The organism is Stenotrophomonas sp. SBJS02, from assembly GCF_020428325.2.
In the GTDB taxonomy this organism is placed as follows: Bacteria; Pseudomonadota; Gammaproteobacteria; order Xanthomonadales; family Xanthomonadaceae; genus Stenotrophomonas; species Stenotrophomonas africana.
Genome location: NZ_CP109812.1, coordinates 4053078 through 4078454 on the forward strand (window position 1 = coordinate 4053078; position 25377 = coordinate 4078454).

The 25377-nt window shown below is 67.2% G+C and carries 25 protein-coding genes and 2 pseudogenes; 14 read left to right on the forward strand and 13 right to left on the reverse strand.

Features of this window, described 5'->3' with window-relative positions; genetic code table 11:
- Positions 1 to 37 precede the first annotated feature (37 nt).
- The 6 genes from FQS62_RS18695 to FQS62_RS18720 form a co-directional block, all read right to left on the reverse strand.
- Positions 38 to 1483, reverse strand: coding sequence for a GGDEF domain-containing protein (locus FQS62_RS18695; protein WP_049451441.1), 1446 nt, complete (start codon positions 1481 to 1483; stop codon positions 38 to 40).
- 188 nt (positions 1484 to 1671) lie between these two features.
- Positions 1672 to 2502 (reverse strand): S-formylglutathione hydrolase, encoded by an 831-nt coding sequence (gene fghA, locus FQS62_RS18700; protein ID WP_208043253.1) that lies wholly within the window; start codon positions 2500 to 2502, stop codon positions 1672 to 1674.
- 63 nt (positions 2503 to 2565) lie between these two features.
- Positions 2566 to 2922 (reverse strand): YqcC family protein, encoded by a 357-nt coding sequence (locus tag FQS62_RS18705; RefSeq protein ID WP_088480497.1) that lies wholly within the window; start codon positions 2920 to 2922, stop codon positions 2566 to 2568.
- A gap of 8 nt (positions 2923 to 2930) precedes the next feature.
- Positions 2931 to 4040: an S-(hydroxymethyl)glutathione dehydrogenase/class III alcohol dehydrogenase gene (locus tag FQS62_RS18710; RefSeq protein ID WP_049448843.1), complete on the reverse strand. Its 1110-nt coding sequence runs from the start codon at positions 4038 to 4040 to the stop codon at positions 2931 to 2933.
- A gap of 58 nt (positions 4041 to 4098) precedes the next feature.
- Positions 4099 to 4374, reverse strand: a complete 276-nt coding sequence (gene frmR / locus FQS62_RS18715) for a formaldehyde-responsive transcriptional repressor FrmR (protein ID WP_005411009.1) — start codon at positions 4372 to 4374, stop codon at positions 4099 to 4101.
- 71 nt (positions 4375 to 4445) lie between these two features.
- On the reverse strand, positions 4446 to 5351 hold the full coding sequence (locus FQS62_RS18720; RefSeq protein WP_049448845.1) for a LysR family transcriptional regulator: 906 nt from the start codon (positions 5349 to 5351) through the stop codon (positions 4446 to 4448).
- Positions 5352 to 5480: 129 nt separating this feature from the next.
- Here FQS62_RS18720 and FQS62_RS18725 point away from each other — a divergent pair, with 129 nt between their 5' ends.
- Positions 5481 to 6584 carry an alkene reductase gene (locus FQS62_RS18725; RefSeq protein ID WP_049448871.1) on the forward strand — a complete coding sequence of 368 codons (1104 nt, stop codon included), beginning with the start codon at positions 5481 to 5483 and terminating at the stop codon, positions 6582 to 6584.
- 46 nt (positions 6585 to 6630) lie between these two features.
- On the opposite strand, the gene FQS62_RS18730 is transcribed toward FQS62_RS18725, so the two are convergent.
- The gene (locus FQS62_RS18730) at positions 6631 to 7200 is read right to left on the reverse strand and encodes a hypothetical protein (protein WP_208043254.1); all 570 of its coding nucleotides are present in this window, start codon (positions 7198 to 7200) and stop codon (positions 6631 to 6633) included.
- Positions 7201 to 7234: 34 nt separating this feature from the next.
- Positions 7235 to 7792, reverse strand: a complete 558-nt coding sequence (locus FQS62_RS18735; protein ID WP_164158621.1) for a hypothetical protein — start codon at positions 7790 to 7792, stop codon at positions 7235 to 7237.
- Between the two features lie 115 nt (positions 7793 to 7907).
- On the opposite strand from FQS62_RS18735, the gene FQS62_RS18740 reads away from it, so the two are divergent.
- Positions 7908 to 8324: a VOC family protein gene (locus FQS62_RS18740; RefSeq protein ID WP_049448851.1), complete on the forward strand. Its 417-nt coding sequence runs from the start codon at positions 7908 to 7910 to the stop codon at positions 8322 to 8324.
- Between the two features lie 12 nt (positions 8325 to 8336).
- On the opposite strand, the gene FQS62_RS18745 is transcribed toward FQS62_RS18740, so the two are convergent.
- Positions 8337 to 9032 carry a DAPG hydrolase family protein gene (locus tag FQS62_RS18745; protein WP_208043255.1) on the reverse strand — a complete coding sequence of 232 codons (696 nt, stop codon included), beginning with the start codon at positions 9030 to 9032 and terminating at the stop codon, positions 8337 to 8339.
- A gap of 75 nt (positions 9033 to 9107) precedes the next feature.
- Here FQS62_RS18745 and FQS62_RS18750 point away from each other — a divergent pair, with 75 nt between their 5' ends.
- Complete coding sequence (locus FQS62_RS18750) at positions 9108 to 9770, forward strand: TetR/AcrR family transcriptional regulator (RefSeq protein WP_049448856.1); 663 nt, start codon at positions 9108 to 9110, stop codon at positions 9768 to 9770.
- Between the two features lie 109 nt (positions 9771 to 9879).
- Here the strand turns inward: FQS62_RS18750 and FQS62_RS18755 are convergent, their stop codons facing one another.
- On the reverse strand, positions 9880 to 10764 hold the full coding sequence (locus tag FQS62_RS18755) for a LysR family transcriptional regulator (RefSeq protein ID WP_057500530.1): 885 nt from the start codon (positions 10762 to 10764) through the stop codon (positions 9880 to 9882).
- Positions 10765 to 10871: 107 nt separating this feature from the next.
- On the opposite strand from FQS62_RS18755, the pseudogene FQS62_RS18760 reads away from it, so the two are divergent.
- Positions 10872 to 11929 (forward strand): annotated as a pseudogene (locus tag FQS62_RS18760) (NAD(P)-dependent alcohol dehydrogenase).
- 123 nt (positions 11930 to 12052) lie between these two features.
- Here the strand turns inward: FQS62_RS18760 and FQS62_RS18765 are convergent.
- On the reverse strand, positions 12053 to 13417 hold the full coding sequence (locus FQS62_RS18765) for a glutamate--cysteine ligase (RefSeq protein WP_099590008.1): 1365 nt from the start codon (positions 13415 to 13417) through the stop codon (positions 12053 to 12055).
- Between the two features lie 152 nt (positions 13418 to 13569).
- Between FQS62_RS18765 and FQS62_RS18770 the strand changes: the two genes are divergently transcribed.
- The 3 genes from FQS62_RS18770 (at position 13570) to FQS62_RS18780 (ending at position 16748) form a co-directional block, all read left to right on the forward strand.
- Complete coding sequence (locus FQS62_RS18770; RefSeq protein WP_208043885.1) at positions 13570 to 14274, forward strand: VIT1/CCC1 transporter family protein; 705 nt, start codon at positions 13570 to 13572, stop codon at positions 14272 to 14274.
- Entirely contained in the window at positions 14271 to 15095 is an 825-nt protein-coding gene (locus tag FQS62_RS18775) for a helix-turn-helix transcriptional regulator (RefSeq protein WP_049448867.1), read from the forward strand. The genes FQS62_RS18770 and FQS62_RS18775 overlap by 4 nt, the downstream gene beginning before the upstream one ends.
- 681 nt (positions 15096 to 15776) lie before the next feature.
- Positions 15777 to 16748 (forward strand): MBL fold metallo-hydrolase, encoded by a 972-nt coding sequence (locus FQS62_RS18780; RefSeq protein WP_154349629.1) that lies wholly within the window; start codon positions 15777 to 15779, stop codon positions 16746 to 16748.
- A 72-nt stretch (positions 16749 to 16820) separates the two neighbouring features.
- On the opposite strand, the gene yihA is transcribed toward FQS62_RS18780, so the two are convergent.
- Positions 16821 to 17423 carry a ribosome biogenesis GTP-binding protein YihA/YsxC gene (yihA, locus tag FQS62_RS18785; RefSeq protein WP_005411022.1) on the reverse strand — a complete coding sequence of 201 codons (603 nt, stop codon included), beginning with the start codon at positions 17421 to 17423 and terminating at the stop codon, positions 16821 to 16823.
- Between the two features lie 156 nt (positions 17424 to 17579).
- Here yihA and FQS62_RS18790 point away from each other — a divergent pair, with 156 nt between their 5' ends.
- The 4 genes and pseudogenes from FQS62_RS18790 (at position 17580) to FQS62_RS18805 (ending at position 20863) form a co-directional block, all read left to right on the forward strand.
- Entirely contained in the window at positions 17580 to 18380 is an 801-nt protein-coding gene (locus FQS62_RS18790; protein WP_049447795.1) for a c-type cytochrome, read from the forward strand.
- Positions 18381 to 18486: 106 nt separating this feature from the next.
- Positions 18487 to 19137, forward strand: a complete 651-nt coding sequence (locus FQS62_RS18795; RefSeq protein WP_049447796.1) for a thiol:disulfide interchange protein DsbA/DsbL — start codon at positions 18487 to 18489, stop codon at positions 19135 to 19137.
- Between the two features lie 106 nt (positions 19138 to 19243).
- Positions 19244 to 20072 (forward strand): annotated as a pseudogene (locus FQS62_RS18800) (thiol:disulfide interchange protein DsbA/DsbL).
- A 23-nt stretch (positions 20073 to 20095) separates the two neighbouring features.
- Positions 20096 to 20863, forward strand: coding sequence for an endonuclease/exonuclease/phosphatase family protein (locus tag FQS62_RS18805; RefSeq protein ID WP_049447798.1), 768 nt, complete (start codon positions 20096 to 20098; stop codon positions 20861 to 20863).
- Between the two features lie 110 nt (positions 20864 to 20973).
- On the opposite strand, the gene FQS62_RS18810 is transcribed toward FQS62_RS18805, so the two are convergent.
- Positions 20974 to 21843 carry an EamA family transporter gene (locus tag FQS62_RS18810; RefSeq protein ID WP_049447799.1) on the reverse strand — a complete coding sequence of 290 codons (870 nt, stop codon included), beginning with the start codon at positions 21841 to 21843 and terminating at the stop codon, positions 20974 to 20976.
- A gap of 72 nt (positions 21844 to 21915) precedes the next feature.
- Here FQS62_RS18810 and FQS62_RS18815 point away from each other — a divergent pair, with 72 nt between their 5' ends.
- From FQS62_RS18815 to fhuE, 3 genes are all read left to right on the forward strand, one after another.
- Entirely contained in the window at positions 21916 to 22398 is a 483-nt protein-coding gene (locus tag FQS62_RS18815; RefSeq protein WP_208043539.1) for an Lrp/AsnC family transcriptional regulator, read from the forward strand.
- 77 nt (positions 22399 to 22475) lie between these two features.
- Entirely contained in the window at positions 22476 to 23027 is a 552-nt protein-coding gene (locus FQS62_RS18820) for a M23 family metallopeptidase (RefSeq protein WP_164158792.1), read from the forward strand.
- 172 nt (positions 23028 to 23199) lie between these two features.
- Positions 23200 to 25362, forward strand: coding sequence for a ferric-rhodotorulic acid/ferric-coprogen receptor FhuE (gene fhuE, locus FQS62_RS18825; RefSeq protein ID WP_208043540.1), 2163 nt, complete (start codon positions 23200 to 23202; stop codon positions 25360 to 25362).
- Positions 25363 to 25377: the final 15 nt, after the last annotated feature.

Genomic DNA, 25377 nt, shown 5'->3' on the forward strand with positions numbered 1-25377 from the left:
TGCGCAATCACGCACCGGGACCAGGCACCCGGCGCGCTCAGCAATCCATCCTGCCGTGCGCGCTGCCTTCGTCGTCGAGCACGTGCGCATGCAGGATCACCTGGTTGCGACCGGCCCGCTTGGCGGCATACAGGCCTGCATCGGCATCCGCCAGCAACTGATCGGCGCTGGCCAGAGCCGGCGGGTGCAGGTAGCCCACGCCGATGCTGATACTGACCGACCCCTGCGGCAACGGCAGCGCTTCCACTGCCTCACGCAGCCGCTCGGCCAGCGCCAGCACGCCCGACAACGGGCTTCCGGGCACGATGACGGCGAATTCCTCACCGCCATAACGCGCAACGCTGTCACCACCGCGACCGGCTATGGCTTTCAGCACCCCGGCCACCGCCTGCAGGCAACGATCACCGGCCGGATGGCCGTGCTGGTCGTTGAAGGCCTTGAAGTGGTCGATATCCACCAGCAGCAGACCCAGTTCAGTGCCGCTGCGTCGCGCACGATTCCACTCGGCCATCAGCCGCGCATCGAATTCACGGCGGTTGGCCACACCCGTCAGACCGTCCTGCCGCGCCAATTGATCCAGCGCCGCTTGGCGCTCCAGCAGATCCGCCTGGAGCAGGACGCTGCGCAGGCCGAAACCCAAGGTAGCTACGACGAAGCCCGCCACCGCCAACGGCCGCGCATGATCAACCACCAGCGTGCCGACCACCAGCAGCAGCAAGGGCAGGATGATCGGACCGGCGGCCTGCACCGTCCGCGCCAGCCGCGGGTGCGGCGTTGTGCCTGCGTCCGGCGCCGTGTCCAGCGTCAGGCAGGCGATCAGCAGGAAAGGTATGTCGATCACCAGATCGTTGAACGCACCGAATGCATCGTCGGATGTGTAATGGTTGATGTAGTAGGCCACCAGCAGATAGGCCATCGCGTACAGCGCCAGTGCGCGGAAGAACCTGCGCCGTTCGGGCACGTCGCCGGCCAGCCAGCGCACCACGGCGAATCCGGCAATACACAGGTTCTGGATATCGAACATGCGTTGCATGTTGGACAATGCGTGGTCGTCGATGTCCACGCGGGCGGCGAACGACTGCGCATGCACGAAGAACAGCACGCCAAGCAGCGCCGCCATCGCCGCATCGATCAGGCTGATGCTGACCCGCTCCCGGCGCGCCCGGGCCAGGATGAACACCAGCGGCACACCGTACAGCACGTACAGGAACAGGCTTGCCCGCGGAGTGAAATCGGCGCGGCCGGCGCCCAGCGCGTCGATCATGTTGAACGCCATGCCGCCGGCCCACAGCAGCAGCGCCAACGCGGTGGCCCGCCAGCCCAGCGCCGCCCGGTCGCGGCGGGCCCGCCACAGGCAGGCGACCGCAGCCAGCAGCGGCGCGCCGGTCAGGAAAACGAAGGAGCCTACCCCGGCGGGGCCAGGCCACAGGGCCAGCACCAGGCCATGGCACAGCACATACAGCAGCGCCAGCACTACCGGCATGCATACCCCCGATCCGCAAGGCCGTCTGCGCGCACGATAGCGCGCCGGCACGCCACAGCGGCGTGATCCACTGCGGCAAAACGACACTCCGAGTGCACCGCGATGGTAGTGCCGGCCGCTGGCCGGCAAACCCGGGGAATCACAGGACCGCAGGTTGCCTGCCAGCGGCCGTCGCTACCGGAACGCCCTCAGCCCTGCAGGGCGCGGGCGTGGTGAGCGATATGCTCGCCAATGAAGCTGGCGATGAAGTAGTAGCTGTGGTCGTAACCGGGCTGCAGGCGCAGGGTCAGTGGATGGCCGGCGGCATCACAGGCCTGCTGCAGGCGCTGCGGCTGCAGCTGGGTCTGCAGGAATTCGTCCGCCTCGCCCTGGTCGACCAGCAACGGCAGCCGCTCGCTGGCCGCCGCAATCAGTTCGCAGGCGTCCCATTGCGCCCAGTCGGCCAGGTTGTCACCCAGATAGGCAGTGAATGCCTTCTGGCCCCACGGCACGTGGCTGGGTGCAACGATCGGCGAGAACGACGACACGCTGCGGTAGCGCCCCGGGTTGCGCAGCGCGATCACCAGCGCACCATGGCCGCCCATCGAATGGCCGCTGATGCCACGCGCATCGGTGGCCGGGAAAATCGCCTCGATCAGCGCCGGCAGTTCCTGCGCCACATAGTCGTGCATGCGGTAGTGCTTCGCCCACGGTGCACGGGTGGCATTGAGGTAGAACCCGGCACCCTTGCCGATGTCGTAGCCTTCGGCATCGGACACGTCATCACCGCGCGGGCTGGTATCAGGCGCAACGATGATCACACCGTGTTCGGCGGCGTAGCGCTGTGCGCCGGCCTTGGTGATGAAGTTCTGCTCGGTGCAGGTCAGGCCGCTCAGCCAGTACAGCACCGGCAGCTTCTGTGTTTCCGCCTGCGGTGGCAGGTACACGGCGAACTGCATGTCGCAGCCCAGCGTGGTGGAATGATGGCGGTAAACGTCCTGCCAGCCGCCAAAACATGCGCGGTGTTCAATGCGTTCCATGGTGCTCTCCTGCGCGGCGCGTCAGCGCACGCGTGCTTCTGGTAGATGCCGACCTTGGTCGGCTTATCCACGCCCGGCGTGGATGCCTTGGTTGATCCGTTCATCCAGCTGCGCCAACAGGCGCAGCAAGGGTTCGACACCGGGCTGGCCGTCCAGGTTGCGGTACGCCGCCACCGCCACGTCACTGCGCGGTGGCCATTGGCCATCAGCGCGGGCTTCGTGCAGACGCGGCAGGAACACCTGCGCCAGCCAGTGCTCGAACGGCATTTCATCGATGCCGAAGGGTGAGTCCACCGCGCGCGGCGGACCCACGTCGCCCTCGACCCAGCCCAGTGCACGCAGGGCCTGCTCGATCGGATCGACCAAAGCCGCGCGAGGATCGTCCGCACGCGGCCCGCGCAGGGCATCGAACCAGCTCACGCCGCGCCTCAGTAATGGACCACCGAACGGATCGACTTGCCTTCGTGCATCAGGTCGAAGGCGTCGTTGATCTTGTCCAGGTCCATGGTGTGGGTGACGAACGGGGCCAGTTCGATATCGCCCTTCATCGCGTCCTCGACCATGCCCGGCAACTGGCTGCGGCCCTTCACGCCACCGAAGGCCGTGCCCATCCACTTGCGGCCGGTCACCAGCTGGAACGGACGGGTGGAGATCTCCTGGCCCGAACCGGCCACGCCGATCACCACGCTCTGGCCCCAACCACGGTGCGCGCATTCCAGCGCCGCGCGCATCACGTTGACGTTGCCGATGCACTCGAAGCTGTGGTCCACGCCCCAGGTGGTCATTTCAACGATGACCTGCTGGATCGGCTTGTCGAAGTCTTTCGGGTTGATGCAGTCGGTGGCGCCGAATTCGCGCGCCAGCTCGAACTTGGACGGGTTGGTGTCCACCGCGATGATGCGGCCGGCCTTGGCCTGGCGCGCACCCTGGATCACCGCCAGGCCGATGCCACCGAGGCCGAACACCGCCACGCTGTCACCTTCCTGCACCTTGGCGGTGTTGTGCACCGCGCCGATGCCGGTGGTGACGCCGCAGCCGAGCAGGCAGACGTGTTCCGGGTTGGCGTCCGGGTTGATCTTGGCCAGCGAGACCTCGGCAACGACGGTGTACTCGCTGAAGGTCGAGCAGCCCATGTAGTGGTACAGCGGCTCACCGTTGTAGCTGAAGCGGCTGGTGCCATCCGGCATCACGCCCTTGCCCTGGGTAGCGCGCACCGAAACGCACAGGTTGGTCTTGCCGCTCTTGCAGAACAGGCACTCACCGCACTCGGCGGTGTACAGCGGAATCACGTGGTCGCCGGGCTTGACGCTGGTCACGCCCTCGCCCACCTCCACCACGACGCCGGCGCCTTCATGGCCCAGCACCACCGGGAACAGGCCTTCCGGATCATCGCCGGACAGGGTGAACGCATCGGTGTGGCAGACACCGGTGTGGGTGATCTTGACCAGCACTTCGCCCTTCTTCGGCGGGGCGACGTCGATCTCGACGATCTTCAGCGGCTGGCCGGGACCAAAGGCGACGGCGGCACGGGACTTCATGGTGGTTTCTCCAAAGACAGGCAATGACAGGATGGGCGGCGCCATGTTGCGCCATCGTTTATTTCAGGTAAGAGCGGATCAACGCGCTCATGTCGCGCACGCGTTCGGCGCGTTGTTCATCGGAGGCCGCAGGCTGGCCGAACTCCTCGCGCAGATGGGCCTCCATCACCTCGGACATCAGGCCGTTGACCGCGCCACGGATGGCGGCGATCTGCTGCAGCACCGGCCCGCAGTCGGCACCGGCTTCCAGCGCGCGGTCCAGCGCATCGCACTGGCCGCGGATGCGGCGCACGCGGGCCAGGACCTTTTTCTTTTCTTCGGGGGAGTGCGGCATGGAGAGGCCACCTCGGAACTATACTGGGGGATAGTATACAAACCGAAGTCACGAACTCAATCCTCGCCGGCTCAATCGAACAATCCCTCACCCGCCAACCGAGTCAGTTCATCCACCACGTAGCGCACCTTGGGCCGCAGGTGGCGCGTCGGCGGCCACAGCGCATGGATGTCGATATGCCGCTGCATGTGCGTGTCCAGCACCGACTGCAGCGCGCCGGATTCCAGGTGGCGGCGTACCAGTGAAACCGGCATCTGGCAGATACCAAGCCCGGCGATGGCCGCTTCAATCACCGCGTCGCCGTCATTGAGTTGATACGGCGCATTCGGGATGAATGTCCCTTCGTCCTCCTCGCTGCCGATCCGCCACCACACCGGTTGCCCATGGCGGAAGCCGACGATGCTGCGGTGCTGCGCCAGTTCCTCAACCGTGCGCGGCACGCCATGTGCCTGCAGGTACTCCGGCGATGCGCAGGTAACCAGCCGCTGGCGCCCCAGCCGCCGCGCCACCAGATGCTCGGCCTGGTGCAGCCCGCCGAAGCGGATCAGCAGGTCGATGCCTTCCTCGACGGGATCGACGAAGTGATCGGTGAAGGTCATGGTCAACTGCAGGTCCGGGTACTGCCGGCAAAGCCGCAACAGCACCGGCAGTACCACCAGCCGCCCGAACGAGGACGGCATGTCGATGCGCAGCCGTCCGCTGGGCAGGCCGGCCGATCCCAGGCAGGCCTCGGCGGCAGAGATTTCTTCCAGCGCCGCCGCACACGACGCGTAGTACGCCTCGCCGTCGGTGGTCAGCGCAATACGCCGCGTGGTGCGGTGGAACAGGCGGACCCCCAGCCGTGTTTCCAGCCGGGCGATGGCCTTGCCCACCGCCGAGCGCGAGATGCCCAGCGCGTCGGCGGCTTCGGTGAAGCTGCCCGAGCGGGCCGTGGTGACGAACGTGACCAAGCCATTCAACGATTCCAGCGGCAGCATCCATCGCGCTCCATTGGGGACAAATAGTCCCGCACCCGGGGAGATCGAAGCGCTTTATGCGCCTGCATGTCAACTCCATCCTGTGTGCATCGCGCCGCTGGCGCCTTCCCCCGCACCGAGATGACCGACATGACCGCCGCGCTGTTCCGCCCCTTCGACCTTGCAGGCACCGCCCTGCGCAACCGCATCGCGATGGCGCCGATGACCCGTGCCCGCAACCCCGGAGCGGTCGCCAACGAACTCACCGCACAGTACTACCGGCAGCGCGCCAGCGCCGGCCTGATCATCAGCGAAGGCACGCCGGTTTCGCCGCAGGGACAGGGCTACATCGACGTGCCCGGCATCTGGTCTGCCGAGCAGGTGGCTGGGTGGAGGCTCGTCACCGAGGCGGTGCATGCCGCTCAGGGCACGATCTTTGCCCAGCTCTGGCACGTCGGCCGCATGTCGCATTCCTCGCTGCAGCCCGACGGTAGGCAACCGGTCAGCGCCGGTACCCGCCCGGTAGCCAGCGCACCGAAGAACACCTCGTTCGTCTACCTGGACGATGGCAGCCGCGGCCACGCCGATCCCACCCCGGCACGTGCACTGGAGACCGCGGAGATCCCCGGTATCGTCGAGGACTTCGCACGGGGTGCCGACAACGCGATCGCCGCCGGCTTCGACGGCATCGAACTGCATGCCGCCAACGGCTACCTGTTCGAGCAGTTCCTCAACCCGCTCATCAACCAGCGTGATGATCGCTACGGCGGTTCGCTGCCCAATCGCGCGCGCTTGATCCTGGACACCGTCGACGCGATGGCCCAGCGCATCGGTGCGCAGCGCGTCGGCGTGCGCCTGGCACCGAACAACCTCACCTTCGACATGCCGTTCTACCCCGACAACGAAGCCACCTATCTGTACCTGGCCGAGGAACTGGGCAAGCGTGGGCTGGCCTATGTGCACCTCAACGACAACCTGCAGGCGGGGCAGTCGGTGCTGGGCGAGGCGTTCCTGCGGCAGTTCAAGCAGGCCTACGGTGGCACCGTGATCCTGGCAGGTGGCATGACCCGCGAACGCGCCCTGCAGCTGGTTGAAGCGGGCACCATCGACCTGGCCGCGTTCGGCCAGCCGTTCATCGCCAACCCGGATCTGGTCGAGCGCCTGCAGCGCAACATCGCGTTGGCCACGCCCGACCGCAGCACCTATTACGGTGGCGGCGAGGCCGGCTACGTCGATTACCCGCGCGCACAGTAGATCCACGCCATGCATGGATGCGATGCAACTCTCGCTGCGAAACGCATCACGGCGCCTTCTCCACCTTGGTCGAGTCCGAATCAAAGGTCAGCACACGGGTGCTGATCTCGCCCCTGGTCGAGTCCTTCCGACTCAGCTCCAGCCGCCCTTGGTTGCCCTGCGCCACCAGGCTGGCGGCAAAGCTGCCCTCGTTGGACAGTGCTGTGATCACGGCGGTGCCATCGGGCGCGACTCTCATGCCCGCCCGATCGCGAACCTTGTATCCCACGCCAACCGGCGCATCCAACGCCATTACCGCGCTGCCGTTGGCCATGGTGCCGATGCCACCGCGCTCATCGCCCTTCGCATCGTAGATGGTCATGCCCGTTGCGCGTGAGTTGCGGGCAATGTCACTGGCATCCTCGGCAATCTGCACGCGCGTGCGCCCTTCACTGTCGAGCACGGTCAGCTTATAGGTGCGGATCTCCGGCACCACGCCGACGTCGGGCGTAGCCACGCTGGTCCCGATCAGGGCCAACGATGCGCCCAGCGCGAACATCGAGGCAGCAAGCAGATTCCTGTGGCGCAGCCTGTGCTCCAGGCGTTCCAAGCGTACGGCTATATCCTGCTCATGCATGTTGCGCTCCCTGTTTGAGTCTGTGGTTGCTCCGTTACTTGCTATCAGCTTCCACGTGGATCACACGGGTGGATGCTCCGCCTTCGGCGGCGTCCACGCGGCTCAGCTCCAGCTGTCCTTCCGCGCCCTGCGCGACCAGCCTGGCGGCAAAGCCTCCGGCGTTGGAGAGGACACCAATGAGTGCCGAACCGTCCGCTCCCACCTTCATCCCGGCGCGATCAGACACGCGATAGCCAACGCCGCGCGGTGCATCCAAGGCAACCGTGGCACTGCCATCGTCGGCGGTGACCATGCCTCCGCGCTCCTGTTCATCGCCATCGAAGATGATCAACCCCGCCACCCGGGCGTTGCGCTTGATGTCCAGGTCCGGCGCGTCCTCGCCGATTTCCACGCGCTTGCGTCCTTCGTGATCAAGCACGATCAGGCGTTGGGTGCGAATCTCCGGAACGATGCCGGCCTCAGGGCTGGCAAAACCGCGACCGGCCAGTACGGTCGATACCAACAGGATGGGCGTTGCCACCAGCAGCCAGCGCCATCGGCCTGCCCGCTGCTCAAGCTTGCGTACGCGCGCTTCCACTTCCAGATCCCGCATGGAATCCTCCCTGGCAACGAGGCCACCGGTCGCAACGACGGAGGGCGCTCCGATCCTGAACTACAGTTCGATCCTAGAGCGTCCATCCGTGCCCAACAACATGACGAAAGTCCCCATGAACTCCGTCACCACTTCGTTCATCGTCAACCTCGACGTGCCCGACCTGGCCGCCGCCGAAGACTTCTACATCCGGGCCTTCGGCCTGCGGATCGGCCGCCGTCTCGGGCCGGAGGCCGTGGAACTGCTCGGCGGGCCAACACCGTTGTACCTGCTGCAGAACGACGCCGGCAGCGCTGCCACCGAAGATGGCGACGTGCGCGACTACGAGCGCCATTGGACGCCGCTGCACCTGGACTGGGTGGTGGATGACATCGAAGCTGCAGTGGCACGTGCGGTTGCGGCCGGGGCGACACTCGAGCAGTCCGTGCGCGAGCGTCGCTGGGGGCGCATCGCCGTGCTGGCCGATCCGTTCGGCCATGGCTTCTGCCTGATCCAGTTCAGTAGCGAAGGCTACGACGTGCTGGTCGAATGACCGTTGCACCACTCACCACGGCAACGGCACCGCTTCGCCGTTGGCGCGCTCGCCGTAGTACAGCGACGGCAGCAGGCGCGAGAGGAAGCTGAACTCGGTGTAGCAGTGCTTGAGCAGGCCCAGCCCGACCGCATCGCCGGCATCGCGGTGCGGATCGGTGCTGTCCAGGCCGAGCACGAAGCGGCTGCGCAGCACGCAGCCAAACGGCGTATCGCGCGCCACGTGCAGCATCTGCCCGTCGCAGGGGTCACCGTTTGCATCCAGGCGGACGTGGTCGCCGAAGCCGATGCGCGCGGCGATCACCGCCGATACATCGCCTGCATCCTGTGCCGCCTGCAGTCGCTCGGGCACCAGCAACGCTCGCGGGTCATGGAACTTCAGGCGCGCCGCCACCGGCGGAATGTCGGCCAGCGATTCCACCGCATGGATGCTGGCGCCGTGGTAGCTGCGCCCGCGCTGCCAGGCCTCGTCCCAGCCGCGATGCTCGACATGATCGACCGGATGCCACCAGCGGATGTGCTGGGTGGTCTCGAAGAAGGTGAACCACCAGTCCAGCATGCGGCCCTTGCAGCCGTGCAGATCGGTGCGCACCGCCACCAGCAGGGTGCCTTCTTCGCGGCGCTGGATGCCGGTCTCCAGATGCATCGGCGCCGGGTCCAGCAGATCGTGGTGGTCCAGCCAGGCGCGAGCGTTCACAGCGGTATCCATCGGGGTGTCCTACGGGTTGGGAGACCCGACAATAAGGAAACGCACACCGTTTCGCAATTGGATGGGTGCGGTAAGATGGGCGCAATGAACAGCACCACCCTGCCCGAACCCACATCACCGACCCGCCGTCGCGGCCGCCCTGCCCGACCGGAAGCCGAAGTCCGCCACGCCGTGCTGCAGGCCACGCTGGAGCTGCTGCTGGCGCAGGGTTACGAGGCCACCACCGTCGAAGCGGTGGCGGCGCATGCCGGGGTGGCGAAGAAGACCGTCTATCGGCATGCCAGCAACCGCGAGGAACTGGTCGGGTTGGCGGTGCGTGAGTGGACGGACGGCTTCGCGCCACAACTGCAGCGCGATGCGCGCAATGCCGACGAGGTGCTGCCGTTGCTGCAGGACATCCTGCACGCGGTGTGCGCACAGGCGCTGTCGGCGCAGGCGGTGCAGGTGTTCCGCCTGCTGGCCACCGATTTTCCCGGCAAGGACGCGCTGCTGCAGGCCTACCTGGACAACGGCATTGAACGCGGCCGAGCGCTGCTGGCCGATTGGCTGGCACGCCAGCAACAGCGTGGGCTGCTGCGCGAGGGAGATCCTGTTCGCATGGCGCGATTGCTGCTCGCGATGGCCGTGGCCGAGCCGCTGCGCGAACGCGTGATCGGCGTGGTGGCCGAGGATGCGCCGGTGGACGCGCACCTGCGTGAGTGCCTGGCGTTATTGGCGCCGGTGTTGCAGGAACCGTAGCGTGGTGCCATCCACGCATGGCGTGGATCTACCGGCCGATCCCGATTCGTTGGTCGGCAATTGCCTGCCCCGGTGGGTGCCGACCGTTGGTCGGCACGCCTGCAGCACCTCACTCGCGCAGCATGTCCACGAACGCGCGCAGCGCACCCGGCATCTGCCGCTGCTTCGGGTAGTACAGCGCGAAACCGGCGAACGGCTCGCTCCAGTCTTCCAGCACCGCCACCATCTGCCCCGATTCGATGTACGGTCGCGCGGTGTCTTCCAGCACGTAGGCCAGTCCGATGCCATCGAGTACCGCTCTGACCACGGTGCCCTGCTCGCACAGGGTCAGCCGCCCGGGTACATCGATCTCCAGCGCCTGCCCACCACGCTCGAACTGCCACTTGTACAGATGCCCGCTGGCGAAGCGGAAGCGGATGCATTCGTGCGCGGCGAGATCACGCGGATGCTGTGGCGCCGGGTGCCGACGCAGGTAGTCCGGCGAGCCGACAATCAGCCCGCGCAGCGGCGGCCCCATCGGCACCGCCACCATGTCCTCGGGCACGAACTCGTGCAGGCGCACGCCGGCGTCATAGCCCTCGGCAACGATGTCGACCAGGCCATCGTTCTCGGTCAGTTCCACCCGCACGTCGGGATGGGCGCGCAGGAAGCGCGCCAGCCGTGGCCCCAGCTGGGTCGGCACCGCGGCGCGGGTGGCGTTGATGCGCAACAGCCCGGCCGGTGCGGCGCGGAACTGGTTCATCTCCTCCAGCGCGTCATGCACCTGCCCCAGTGCCGGTTGCAGGCGCTCGAGCAGGCGCTGCCCGGCCTCGGTCAGGGCCACGCTGCGGGTGGTGCGATGGAACAGGCCTACGCCCAGGCGTTCTTCCAGCGCGCGGATCGCATAGCTCACCGCCGAGGTCGACAGCGCCAGCTCGGCGCCGGCGCGGCGGAAGCTGCGGTGGCGGGCGACCGCCGCGAACGCGGCCAGGTGGGAGAGGTTGTCAGTGGCCATGATTGTGCAGTTTCACTTGATGAATCATGCCGATATCCGGGCTTCTTGCCGCTGGTTACGGGGCGTATTGTAAAACGCCTTTCGACAAACCCTGCAAAGGATTCCCCATGTCCCTCGCCCGTGGTTACGCCGCCCATTCACATACCGACCCGCTGATCCCGTACGAGTTCGAACGCCGCGCGGTCGGCCCGGACGATGTGCGTATCGAGATCCTCTACAGCGGCATCTGCCACTCCGACCTGCACCAGGCCCGCGACGACTGGGGTGGCTCGATCTACCCGATGGTGCCGGGCCACGAGATCATCGGCCGCGTCACCGAGGTCGGCAGCAACGTCACCCGCTTCAAGGTGGGCGACCACGCCGGTGTCGGCTGCATGGTCGATTCCTGCCGCCACTGCGACGCCTGCCAGCACGACCTGGAGCAGTACTGCGCCGAAGGCGCGACCTGGACCTACAACGGCCGTGAACGCGAAAGCGGCGCGCCGACCTACGGCGGCTATTCCGACCACGTGGTGGTCGAGCAGCGCTTCGTGGTGAAGGTATCCGACACCCTCGACCTGAAGGCGGCCGCACCGCTGCTGTGCGCCGGCATCACCACCTGGTCGCCGCTGCGCCACTGGAAGGTCGGCCCGGGCCAGAAGGTCGGCGTGATCGGCCTCGGTGGCCTTGGCCACATGGGCGTGAAGTTCGCCAAGCGCTCGGCGCGCACGTGGTGATGATCACCACCACGCCGGAAAAGGGTGCCGACGCCAAGCGCCTGGGCGCCGACGAAGTGCTGGTCTCGCGCGATGCCGCGCAGATGAAGGCGCACGCCGGCAGCTTCGACTTCCTGCTCAACACCATCCCGGTCGGCCATGACACCAACCCGTACATGGGCCTGCTCAAGCGCGAGGCCACCATGTGCCTGGTCGGCGTGCTGACCGAGCTGGACCCGCCGCTGACCGGCGGCAGCGTGATCTTCGGCCGCAAGCACCTGACCGGCTCGGCGATCGGCGGCATGGCCGAAACCCAGGAAATGATGGACTTCTGTGCCGAGCACGGCATCGTCAGCGATGTCGAGATGATCGACATCAAGAACGTCAACGAAGCCTGGGAACGCATGGCGAAGAACGATGTGCGCTACCGCTTCGTAATCGACATGGCGACGATGAAGAACGCCGCCTGATCCAGGGCGGGTGTGGAAACGAAAAAAAAACCCGGCAATGCCGGGGTTTTTTTCTGGTAGTGCCGGCCGTGGCCGGCGACCCTGCCAGGCTGCCGGCCAGCGGCCGGCACTACCGCAATCCACTCAGTACGCGAACTCGCGGAACACCGGATCCACATCGCCGTGCCAGCGGCCATGGAACAGCGCCAGCTTGCGTTCGGCCGGGGTCAGGCCGGACTCGACGATCTCCTGCAGCACATCCAGGAACTTGCTTTCATCCTGGCCATCGGCATTGCGCGCCGCACGGCGCTTAAGGCCTTCCACGGAAATCTTCACTGCTTCGCGGGCCAGATCACGCACGGTGCCATTGCGGAACGGCAGGTTCATCGCATGCTTCGGCACGCCGTCGCGCAGTGCATGTCGCTCGGCCAGGGTGAAGTCACGCACCAGGTCCCAGGCGGCATCCAGTGCGGTGCCGTCGTACAGCAGGCCCACCCAGAACGCCGGCAGCGCACACAGACGGCTCCACGGGCCACCATCGGCGCCGCGCATTTCCAGGTACTTCTTCAGCCGCACTTCCGGGAACGCGGTGGTCATGTGGTCCGACCAGTCGCGCAGGGTGGGCAGCGCGCCCGGCAGCACCGGCAGCCTGGCCTGCATGAAATCGCGGAAGCTCTGTCCGCTGGCGTCGTGGTAGATGCCATCGCGGTAGGAGAAATACATCGGCACGTCGAGCAGGTAATCGACATAGCGTTCGTAACCGAACCCATCCTCGAACACGAAGTCGAGCATGCCGGTGCGGTCGGCATCGGTGTCGGTCCAGATGTGCGAGCGGTAGCTCAGATAGCCGTTCGGCTTGCCTTCGGTGAACGGCGAATCGGCGAACAACGCGGTGGCGATCGGCTGCAGCGCCAACGACACGCGGAACTTCTTCACCATGTCCGCTTCGGTGGCGTAGTCCAGGTTCACCTGCACCGTGCAGGTGCGGGTCATCATGTCCAGGCCGAGCGAGCCGACCTTGGGCATGTACGCGCGCATGATCTTGTAGCGGCCCTTCGGCATCCACGGCATCTCATCGCGCTTCCACTTCGGCTGGAAGCCCATGCCGAGGAAACCCAGCTGCAGTTCGCCGGCCACCTGCGCCACTTCATTGAGGTGGGTGCCGGTCTCCACGCAGGTCTGGTGGATGGTTTCCAGCGCCGCGCCGGACAGTTCCAACTGGCCGGCCGGTTCCAGCGTCACCGAGGCGCCATCGCGCAGCAGGGCGATCGTGTTGCCGTTTTCCTGCACCGGCTCCCAGCCGAAGCGGACCAGACCGTTGAGCAGGGCTTCGATGCCGCGCTCACCTTCGAAGGTCGGCGGGCGCAGGTCATCCAGGCGGAACCCGAACTTCTCGTGCTCGGTGCCGATGCGCCACTGCGCGCGGGGCTTCTCGCCGGAGGCGAGCACCTCCACCAGCTGCGAGCGGTCGGTAATGGGTGTATCGGCGACGTGGCTGGGGCTCGACAAGGGGAGGGCTCGCTGGACAGTGGCGGGGGATGTGGGGCCCGGGGCCTTCCATCGCAAGGGCGCACTATAGCGTGGCGACCGGTTGCGTCATGCGACGGTGACGGGTTTCAGCATCCTACCGACGCCCTCTTGACCCTCGTACACTCAAGGCCATGAGCCGCCATTCACGACACCCCGAACTGCACCGCTCCGAGCGTGTCGGCTGGCTGCGTGCCGCCGTGCTGGGCGCCAACGATGGCATCGTCTCGGTGGCCGGCCTGGTGGTCGGCGTGGCCGCCAGCGGCGCCTCGGCTGCGACCATCCTGGCCACCGGCGTGGCCGGCACCGTGGCCGGCGCGATGTCGATGGCCGCCGGCGAGTATGTCTCGGTGCAGACCCAGGCCGACACCGAAGACGCCGACCTGGCGATGGAAAAGCGCGAACTGCACGAAGATCCGCACAGCGAGCTGGAAGAGCTGGCCGCGATCTACCGCCACCGCGGCCTGGAGCCTGCGCTGGCACGGCAGGTGGCCGAACAGCTTACCGCCCACGATGCGCTGGGCGCCCACGCACGCGACGAGCTGGGCATCACCGATACCCTGCGCGCGCGCCCGCTGCAGGCGGCACTGGCCTCGGCCGGGGCCTTTACCTGCGGCGCGACACTGCCGGTGCTGACCGCCCTGCTCGCGCCGGTGGACAAGGTTGCGATGATGACCACGGCCAGCACCCTGCTCGGCCTGTGCCTGACCGGCGCGATGGCGGCTCGGGCCGGCGGCGCACCGCCGGTACGCGGCGCGATCCGGGTGATGTTCTGGGGCGCACTGGCGATGGCCGCGGCCGCCGGCGTCGGTCGCCTGCTCGGCGCGCACGTGACATGACCGCCATGCTGCCCCCGGCCACCGCACTGCTGGCCGAGATGGCCAGCCTGGCCGGCTGCGCACGCGCCGAAGGTTATGCCTGCATCACCGCACGTCGCGAACATGGCGCCAGCTCGGTGGAGATTCCGCAACCGCAGTTCGCGATCCTGCTGGAAGGCCGCAAGCAGGTGCGTACCGCACACCAGTCGCTGGAGTTCGTTCCCGGCGACATCCTGCTGCTGACCCAGCGTTGCCGCATCGACGTGGTCAACAGCCCCGATCCACGCACTGGCCGCTATCTCAGTGCCATCGTGCCACTGTGTGCCGAGGTGCTGGCAGCCGCACGCACGCTGTGGAGCGAGGAACTTCCCGCGCCGGGCCAGTCGATGGCGCGGTTGCCGTTGATCGAACACGCCACGGTGCTGCGCCAGTGGCGCCAGTCGCTGCAGGACGGCCGCTACAGCGAAGCACGATTGGCCCTGGCCTCACTGGTGCTGACGCTGTGCCGGCAGGGCCATGGCAACCTGCTGCTGCCGCAGGCTCCGAGCCTGGGTGAACAGATCCGCGACCGCATCGCCGCCGAACCGGCACGCGACTGGCAATCGCGCGACGTGGAAGAGCAGTTCGCGCTGAGCGGCGCCACCCTGCGCCGTCGACTCGCCGCCGAGGACACCAGCCTGCGTCAGCTGCTCACCGAGGCACGGTTGGCGCATGGCATGCAGCTGCTCTATACCACCGACCTGCCGTTGAAGACCGTCGCCGCACGCGCGGGCTACCGGTCTGCGGCGAGTTTCAGCAAGCGCTTCGCCGAGCAGTACGGACTGGCTCCCACAGACATTTGAGGGGGTTCGGCAGGGCTGCGCCCTGCACCCGCCGAAGCGAGAGCAAGAGCCGGAGCAACAGCAACAGCAACAGCAACAGCGTGCATTCCGTGGGATGGCGGGACGGTGTGGGTGGGCAGGACACGCCGTAAACCCGTCCCTGGGGGCTCGATGGCGCCATCCATGGCGCCAACGGTCCTGCCCACCCACACCGCCCCACCTTCGACAGGTTCACTCGGCTGTTGGCAACTGCGGCTTTGTTCCGCGCGGCTGTTGGTAGGTGTCGACCTTGGTCGACACATCTGTCACATATCGAATGAGTCATCCACGCATGGCGTGGATCTACTGTATCGACCAAGGTCGACACCCACCGGGGCAATACGTCGTTCCAACAGATCGCGGAAAACTGTCGAAGGCGGGGTGGGTCCGGTTGCGGGGGCGTGAGCCGCATGGATGCGGCGACCGAGCTTACATGGATGTACTTGCAGCGTCCCCCGCAACCGGACCCACCCCGCCATCCCACAGGAAACCAGTTTTTGACGTTGCTTTGGCTGCGGCCGTTGCCTCTGCGGGTGCAGGGCGCAGCCCTGCAGACAACACCCCTTCCCTGAGCATTCCGCGTAGTGGTTTGAGCGCCGCGCACACATCGGCCACGGCACGCTATGCAGCAACGGAATCATCCGTCGTCCACCGAGAACCGCCATGACCCTGCGTCACCTGCCGCTGCACGGCGCCCTGCTGTTGGCCCTGTCGTCCCTGCCGCTGGCCGCACTGGCCGAAGCCACCTCGCCCGCCCCCACCCAGCAGGTGCCCGGCGTCTACCACCAGCGCGTCGGTGCGCTGCAGATCACCGCCCTGTTCGACGGCGTGGTCGCGCTGGGTCGGCAGGAAGTGGTGGACGTGCCGCCGACGCTGGTCAGCCGCCTGCTCGAAGGCCGCTATGTACCTGAGGACAAGAAAGGCCTGCAGACCGCGATCAACGCCTTCCTGGTGCGCCAGGGCAACCACCTGACCCTGGTCGACACCGGCACCGCGCAGTGCTTTGGCCCCGGCCTGGGCCAAGTGCTGGGCAACTTGCGCGCGTCCGGCGTCGACCCGACCGAGGTGGATGAGGTGCTGCTGACCCACGCCCATCCGGACCACCTGTGTGGCGTGCTCGATGCACAGGGCAAGCCGGCCTATCCCAATGCCACGGTGTGGCTGTCCAAGGCCGATGCCGATTACTGGCTCAACCCTGCCAGCGAGGCCACCGCGCCGAAGGGCGTGCGCTTCGCCTTCCCGCTGGCACGCAACGCGGTGGCGCCGTATCAGGCCAGCGGCCACCTGCGCACCTTCAGCCCCGGCGATGCCCTGCCCGGCGGCGCGGTGGCGATGGACACCCATGGCCACACCCCCGGCCATGTCTCCTACCGGTTCGACAGCCAGGGCCAGTCGCTGCTGGTGTGGGGCGATGTGCTGCACTTCCACGCCGTGCAGTTCGCGCATCCGGAAGCGGCATTCGAGGCGGATTCGGACCGCAAGGCGGCCATCGCCAGCCGGCGGGGGCTGTTGCAGCAGGCCACCGCCAATGGTTGGTGGGTGGCCGGTGCGCACCTGCCGTTCCCCGGCCTGGGCCATGTGCGTGGCGAGGGCAAGGCCTATGCGTGGGTGCCGGCGGAGTATTCGCCGTTGTGAGGGTATGCCGACCAAGGTCGGCACCCACCGATCGGGTAGCGCCCGGCTGCCAGCCGGGCGACCGGCAATGCCTTATTCCAGCCCCAGCCAACCACCGATCACGCCGCGGGCTTCGTCCACGCCGGTGCGGTCTTCGCCGGAGAACACCTGCACGCTCACGCTGTCGCCGTAGGCCGATTGCAGCTCCTTGCGCACCTTCTGCAGGGACTGCATCTGCTGGCTGCGGCTGAGCTTGTCGGCCTTGGTCAGCAGCGCGTGCGCCGGCAGGCCACGCTGCACGGCATAGGACAGCATCTGCCGGTCGTAGTCCTTCAGCGGATGGCGGATATCCATCACCACCACCAGGCCCTTCAGCGCCTCGCGGGTGCGGAAGTACTTGTCGATGAAGGCCTGCCAGTGCGCCTGCAGGTCCAGCGGCACCTTGGCGTAGCCGTAACCGGGCAGGTCGACCAGATGCGCTTCCGGGGTGACCTGGAAGAACACCAGCTGCTGGGTCCGGCCGGGGGTCTTGGAGACACGGGCCAGGGCGTTCTGGCGGGTCAGTGCGTTGAGCGCACTGGACTTGCCGGCGTTGGAGCGGCCGGCGAAGGCCACTTCGGCCCCTTCGTCGGGCGGCAGCTGCCGCACGTTGTGGGCCGAAAGGTGGTAACGGGCGCGTTCGATGAGCAATGACATGTGCATAGGATCGCATGTTGCTGCACCGCGCGCCCGGCCCAGGGCCCTCCGCCGGGAAAATGCTGCACTGCTGCGTTGACCGGGTGCGGAAACGGCGTTGATAATCCGGGCGATGCCGGCGGCCACCGCCCGGCCCGGTCCATACGGAGCTTCAGCATGCGCCACGCTCGCGTTCTTGCCGTATCCGCCCTTGCCACTGCTGTAGTCGTTGCCGCTGCTGCGTTCGCGCAGACCACGTTGACCCCGCTGCCCGACAACGGGCCGATCAACACCGCCTCGCTGGAGGTGGATTTCAGCAAGACCCACTGGGGCGATGCCAAGGCCGGCCAGACCAAGGCCTCGGCCTGCGCGGCCTGCCATGGCGCCGACGGCAACTCCACGGTGGAGATGTACCCGTCCATCGCCGGCCAGAGCGAACGCTACGTCGCCCAGCAGATGGCCCTGATCGCCAATGGGCAGCGCAGCTCCGGTGCGGCGGTGGCGATGGTGCCGTTCGTGCAGAACCTCACCCCGCAGGACATGCGCGACATCGGTGCGTTCTTCGCCACGCAGAAGGCCACCGCCGGCATCGCCGATGACACGGCGGTCACTGACGGCCCCTACAAGGGCATGAAGTTCTACGAGATCGGCCAGCAGCTGTACCGTGGCGGCGATGCCAAGCGTGGCCTGCCGGCCTGCATGGCCTGCCACGGCCCCAGCGGTGCCGGCAATCCCGGACCGGCCTATCCGCACCTCGGTGGGCAGCACGCCAGCTATGTCGCGCGCCGCCTGCAGGAATACCAGGCCGGCCAGACCAACGAGACCGACAAGGCGCACTTCCAGATCATGGCCACGGTCGCGCAGAAGCTCAGCGAGCAGGAGGTGCAGGCGCTGTCGAGCTACCTGCAGGGCCTGCACAACAAGGCCGACGACGTGGCTGTGACGACCACGCCGGTACAACCGGCTGCCGCGCCCTGACCACCGCTGGTCGGCCCGGGCCGCCACCGCGGCCCTCGCCTGCGGTATGTTTCCTTCACGCCGGCGACCGCGCCGGCGTTGCTTTTTTCAACGGAGATGCGTGTCGATGAGGTTGATTTCCCGCCTGATGTTGTCCGTGCTGGTGCTGCTGCCCCTGGTGGCCTGCGCCGCAACCCCCGCCAATGCCCCGCTGGTCGAGGGCAAAGACTACGAACGCATCGCCCAGCCGGGCCCGTTCCAGCCGCTGGCCGGCAAGATCGAGGTGGTCGAGGTCTTCGGCTACACCTGCCCGCACTGCGCCCATTTCGAACCGCAGCTGGAAGCCTGGGCGGCCAAGCTGCCGGCCGACGTGCGCTTCACCCCGGTTCCGGCGGCCTTCGGCGGCGCCTGGGACGCCTGGGCCCTGGCCTACTACGCCGCCGACGAAGTCGGCGTGGCCAAGCGCAGCCACGCGGCCGTGTTCAAGGCCCTGCACGAGGACGGCTCGCTGCCGATGCAGAACGTCTCGGCCGATGAGCTCGCCACCTTCTACAAGGCCTACGGCGTGACTCCGGACCGTTATCTGCAGGCCCTGCGCGGCGACGCCGTACAGAAGAAGGTCGACGCCGCCCGCGCGTTCGCCCAGCGCACCAGGATTCCGGGCACCCCGGCGATCATCATCAACGGCCAGTACCTGGTGCGTGGCAACAGCTTCAACGACCAGCTGCGCATCGCCTCGGCGCTGATCGCCCAGGCCCGCGCCGCCCGCGGCCGCTGAACCAACGCCCACCATCGACACGGCGCTGTCGCCGCCGCATGTCATCATTTCCCTCTGGCCGGCGCCTGACGCCGGCCCCACCTTTCCAGATGCTGGAGACGTTTCCATGAAGATCCGTTACGCCCTCGCACTCGCAGCGCTGCTGCCGATCCTGGCCGCCTGCAAGCGACGATGGCACCGCCAACACCTCCGCGGCTCCGGCCGAACCGGCGGCCGCGCCGGCCACCACCGAACCGGCGGCGCCTGCCGCTGGCGCCGAGGGCGCTGCCCCGGCCGCTGCCGAAGGCGAGAAGGCCGCGACTGAAGCGGCACCGGCCGCTGCACCGGCCCCGACCACCGCCGCACTGACCGGCCCGGCCCCGGTGGAAGGCGCTGACTACCAGGTGATCCCGAACGGCCAGCCGTTCCAGCCGGCCGCCGGCAAGATCGAAGTGACCGAGATCTTCGGCTACGTCTGCCCGGCCTGCGCCGCATTCCAGCCGCTGGTCGGCCCGTGGAAGGCCGGCCTGCCGAGCGACGTGAACTTCGTCTACGTGCCGGCCATGTTCGGCGGCACCTGGGACAACTACGCCCGTGCCTTCTACGCCGCGCAGACCCTGGGCGTGCAGGAGAAGACCCACGAAGCCCTGTACGCTGCCATCCATTCGCAGAAGACCCTGAAGGGCGAGCGCGGCACCGATTCGGTTGACGACATCGCCAAGTTCTACGGTGCCTACGGCGTGGATCCGAAGCAGTTCGCCGCCACCATGGGCAGCTTCGCAGTGAATGCCAAGACCAACTCGGCCAAGCAGTTCGCCCAGCGCAGCCAGATCAGCGGCACCCCGTCGATCATCGTCAACGGCAAGTACCTGGTGAAGGGCAAGAGCTTCCCGGACATGCTGCGCATTGCCGACCACCTGATCGCCCGCGAACGCGGTGCGGCCCAGGCTCACTGATCCAAGAGAAGCACTTCCCGGCCGTGAATTCCCCCCGTACACGGACCCTGCGCTTGCTGACGGCCAACATCCAGGCCGGCTCAAGTACCCGCCGCTACAGCGACTATGTGACCCGCAGCTGGTCACATGCGCTGCCGGCGGGTCGCAAGCGCAGCAGCCTGGACGCGATCGCCACCCTGGCGCGCGAACATGACATCGTCGGCCTGCAGGAGGCCGACCCGGGCAGCCTGCGCTCGGGTTTCACCAACCAGACCCACTACCTGGCCCAGCGTGCCGGCTTCAACTACTGGAGCCATCAGCCGAACCGGCGCATGGGCGGGGTCGCCTCCAGCGCCAATGGCCTGCTGAGCAAGCTGGAACCGGTGGAAGTGCAGGACCACGCCCTGCCCGGCCGCATCGGCGGGCGCGGCGTGCTGCTGGCCAAGTTCGGCGAGGGTGCCGATGGTCTGGCGGTGGCAGTTGCCCATCTGTCGCTGGGCGCGGGCTCGCGGATGTCACAGCTGGGCTTCATCGCCGAGCTGCTGTCCGACCACCCCAACGCAGTGCTGATGGGCGACTTCAACTGCCTGGCCGAGCGCCCGGAAATGCAGGTGCTGTACCAGAAGACCCGGCTGCAGCCCCCGGGCTGCATCGTACCGACCTTCCCCAGCTGGCGCCCCGACCGCGCCATCGACCACATCCTGGTCAGCAGCGGCCTGCAGACCCGCACCGTTGAAGCTGTGCCGGCCGCGTTCTCCGATCACCTCGCCCTGGCGATGCAGATCGACGTCCCGGCCGACGCCCTGCGCTGAACCGCCCCCCTGGTAGGTGCGGACCGTTGGTCCGCACGCTTCGCGCCGGCCGCCGCCTGGCGCCCCCCTAAATCAGGGCATAAACGACTTAATCCCCTCCGTCCCTTTTTTCAGGCGGTGACCGGTACCTTCAACCGCCGCGCGGTCATCGTGCTGCCCACCGAGGCCAGCACCGTGCAGCCGATCGCCAGCCACTGCAATCCATGCAGGTGCTCGTGCAGCAGCAGCATCGCCCACAACGCGGCCACCGCCGGTTCCATGCTGATCAGGATGCCGAAGGTCTCCTTCGGCAGGCGCTTGAGCGCCATCATTTCCAGCGACATCGGGATCGCGCTGGAGACCAGCGCCACCAGCAGGCCGGCCGCCAGGATTTTCGGGTCCAGCAGCGCGGCGCCGGCATGCACCACGCCCACCGGTACCACCACCAGCGACGCGGCCAGCAGCCCCAGCGAGACCGAATGCCCGGCGTGCAGATGGCCAGCACGCTTGCCGAACACGATGTACAGGCCCCAGCACGCGGCTGCGCCCATTGCATACAGCACCCCGGCCGGGTCCAGCGCCGGGCCACCGCCCAGCGGCAACAGCAGCAGCAACCCCACCACCGCGCAGCCCACCCAGACGAAGTCGATGGGGCGTCGTGATGACAGCATCGCCACCGTCAGCGGCCCGGTGAATTCGATGGCCACCGCGATGCCGAAGGGAATCGTGCGCAGGGCCATGTAGAACAGCAGGTTCATCAGGCCCAGGGTGAGCCCGTAGCGCAGGATGGTGATCGCATCCACGCGGCTGGTCTTCCAGCGCCATGGCCGCCAGAACAGCAGCAGCAACAGCGCCGAGAAGCCCACGCGCAGCGCGCTGGTGCCCTGGGCGCCGATCAGCGGGAACAGGTGTTTTGCGTAGGAGGTGCCGATGGCCAGCGAGGTGACCGAGCCAAGCACCGCCAGCGCCGGCAACATCGGCGCGAGTCGTGAGGTCTGCATGGGCAAAGTCTATTGCGCCGGCGCCGAGCACTTGGCTCAATTGACAGCCCGTTCGTGCAACTTCTGCTCGCCATGGCCACCGCCCCCGTGCTCGACAGCTTCGATCGCGCCATCCTCGACCTGCTGCAGCGGGACAACACCCTGCCGCAGGGCGAAATCGCCGAGACCGTGCACCTGTCCACCCCGGCTGTGCAGCGCCGCATCAAGCGCCTGCAGGACAGCGGCGTGATCGCAGCCAATGTGGCGGTGGTCGCTGCAGCCAAGGTCGGGCGACCGCTGACCATCATCGTGGAGGTGCGCGTGGTCAGCGAGCAGCGCGAACGCGTGGCGCCGTTCAAGCGCCGCGTGCAGGACGACCCGGCCGTGCAGCAGTGCTACTCGATCACCGGCGATGGCGATTTCCTGCTGCTGCTTTCGGCGGCGTCGATGGAAGAGTACGAGGCGATCACCGAGCGCCTGTTCGGTGGCGATGACAACATCGAGCGCTTCCGCACCTCGGTGGCACTGGGCACGTTGAAGCGGAGTTTCGAAGTCCCGCTGACACCGGCTCTGTAGCGTCGAGCCAGGCTCGACTGCCTTTTGACCGCAAAGCTGAAGCAGTCGGGCGTGGCTCGACTCTACACTTCGAAACCATGAGTACACCGCCCTCCCCTGCCCACCACCTTCGCCGCTGGATGCTGCGCAGCCTGTGGCTGGCCATCGCCCTCGTCGCCGCGATGACGCTGTGGAACAGCCCATGGGCCGCTGCACCGAAACTGCTGTGGACACTCTCTCGTATGCCGCCGGCCACGCAACTGCCGGTGCCGGTGGACGGCGTGCGGCCACGCCAGATCGCCGATACCTTCGGTGCGCCACGTGGCCGCGACCGCTCCCACGCCGGCATCGACATCTTCGCCAAGCGCGGCACGCCAGTGCGCAGCGCCACGGCCGGTGTCGTTGCGGATGTCAGCGAGCGCGGACTCGGCGGCCGCCAGGTGTGGGTGATCGGGCCCGGACGCGAACGCTACTACTACGCGCATCTGGAGAACTGGGCCGACGGCCTGGCACGCGGCCAGGTGGTGCAGCCCGGCGATCTGCTCGGCCATGTCGGCGACAGCGGCAACGCCAAGGGCACACCGCCGCACCTGCACTGGGGCATCTACGGCTCGAACGGCCCCCGCGATCCGCTGCCATTGCTGCACTGACCGCCACCGCGTACCCGCGGACCGATCTGTTCATGATTTGTAAATAGGAATAGTTCGTATTACCATTTCTTTCGTTTCCGGTGGTGCCAGGACGGCCTGCCCGCCCTTCCCCTACCCGTAGCGCATCGCCTCCTGGATGACGGCCGAACGCGCGTGCTCGTCCAGGACCCCCATGACCCGTCCCGCCTTCCGTACCCTGCAGCCGCAGCGGCTGTCCGTTGCCGTGCTTGCTGTGCTCTGTTCCGTGGCCCCGGCCGCCTTCGCCGCCACCGCCGCCGATCCGACCACGTTGGACAAGGTGGTGGTGAAGGGCGAGCGTGCCGAAGGCTATTCGGTGCGCCGCACCTCGGCCGGTACCCGCTTCGACCTGACACCGCGCGAAATCCCGCAGTCGGTCAGCATCATCAGCCACCAGCGCATCGAAGATCAGAAGCTGGACGACATCATCGACGTGCTGGCCAATACCACCGGCGTGACCAGCACCCAGTCCGACAGCGAGCGCACCGAGTTCTACGCGCGCGGCTTCTACATCGATGCCTACCAGTTCGATGGCCTGCCGACGCAGATGGTGCAGAACTGGAGCTACGGCGATTCCGGCCTGGACCTGGCGCTGTATGACCGCGTGGAAGTGGTGCGCGGTGCCACCGGCCTGCTCAGCGGCGCCGGCAATCCGTCGGCGTCGGTGAACCTGGTGCGCAAGCACGCCGACAGCGCCGAGCTGGCCGGCAGCGTCTCGGTGAACGTGGGCAGCTGGGGCCGCACCCGCACCACCGTGGACGTGGGCAGCGCGCTCAACGCCAGCGGCAGCGTGCGTGGCCGCGTGATCGGCAGCTACCTGGATACCGACGGCCAGATGGACCGCTACAACCAGCGCAAGACGCTGGGCTACGCCGTCATCGACGCCGACCTGACCCCGGATACCCAGCTGAGCGTGGGCTACGACTACCAGCAGAAGCGCGCCAATGGTGCGACCTGGGGCGGCTTCCCGATGCTGTACTCCGATGGCTCGCGCACGGGCTACGACGAATCTTTCAACGCCAGCCCGAACTGGACCTACTGGGATACCACCAGCAAGCGCGCCTTCGCCACCCTGCAGCATGCCTTCAGCAATGGCTGGAAGTTCAAGGTCGGCGCCACCCACGATGAGACCAAGGCCGACGACAAGCTGTTCTACCCGGCCTACAACGACTGGACCAGCGGCGCGTCGTACTTCGACAAGACCACCGGCGCGGGCATCTCGCCCTCGGCGGGCTTCTACAACACCGAGCGCAAGGTCACCGGCGTGGACGGCTATGTCGACGGTCCGTTCCAGCTGTTCGGCCGCGAACATCAGTTCATGGCCGGCCTGAGCTACAACAAGCGCGAGTACGCCAACTACGGCGACTACCAGGTCGGTGGCGCGGGCCAGACCTGGGACCCGTTCGCCAGCTATCTGAACTGGACTGGCAACATCAGCGAGCCGAACTGGAACCCGCTGGCACTGGCCAGCGAAGGCACAATCACCCAGAAGGCCGGTTACGCCGCCGCACGCCTGTCGCTGGCCGATCCGCTGAAGCTGATCATCGGCGCCCGCTACACCGACTGGAAGAGCGAAGGCGAAGGCGCCGACCGCGCGCACAAGGTCACCACGCCGTATGCCGGCCTGGTGTTCGACATCAACGACACCTACTCGACCTACGCCAGCTACACCGAAATCTTCCAGCCGCAGACGCTGAAGGACCGCAACGGCAGCTACCTGGAACCGGTCGATGGCAAGAGCTACGAAGTGGGCGTCAAGGGTGCCTGGTTCGACAACCGCCTGAACGCCTCGCTGGCAGTGTTCCGCATCGAACAGGACAACGTCGGCCAGTCCACCGGTGAGCCGGTCATCGGCGGTACCGGCGGCGAAACCGCCTACCGCGCCGCGCGTGGCACGGTCAGCCGTGGCTTCGAGTTCGAGCTGAACGGTGAACTGGCCCCGGGCTGGAATGCCACCTTCGGTGCGTCGCGCTACGTGGCCAAGGACATCAACGGTGCCGACATCAATACCAACCTGCCGCAGACCGCGCTGAAGCTGTTCACCAGCTACACCCCGCAGTCGCTACAGGCACTGACCTTCGGTGGCGGTGCCAACTGGCAGAACCGCATCTACTATCCGGTGCCGGCCTACGGCCGCATCGAGCAGAGCGGCTATGCACTGGTCAGCGCCTTCGTGCGCTACCGCATCTCGCCGGAGTTCAGCGTGCAGGCCAACCTCAACAACCTGCTGGACAAGAAGTACCTGTCGCAGATCAACGGCTACGGCGCGTTCGGTGATGGCCGGAATGGCTCGCTGACGTTCACCTGGGCGTTCTGATCAGGCGCGGGGCAC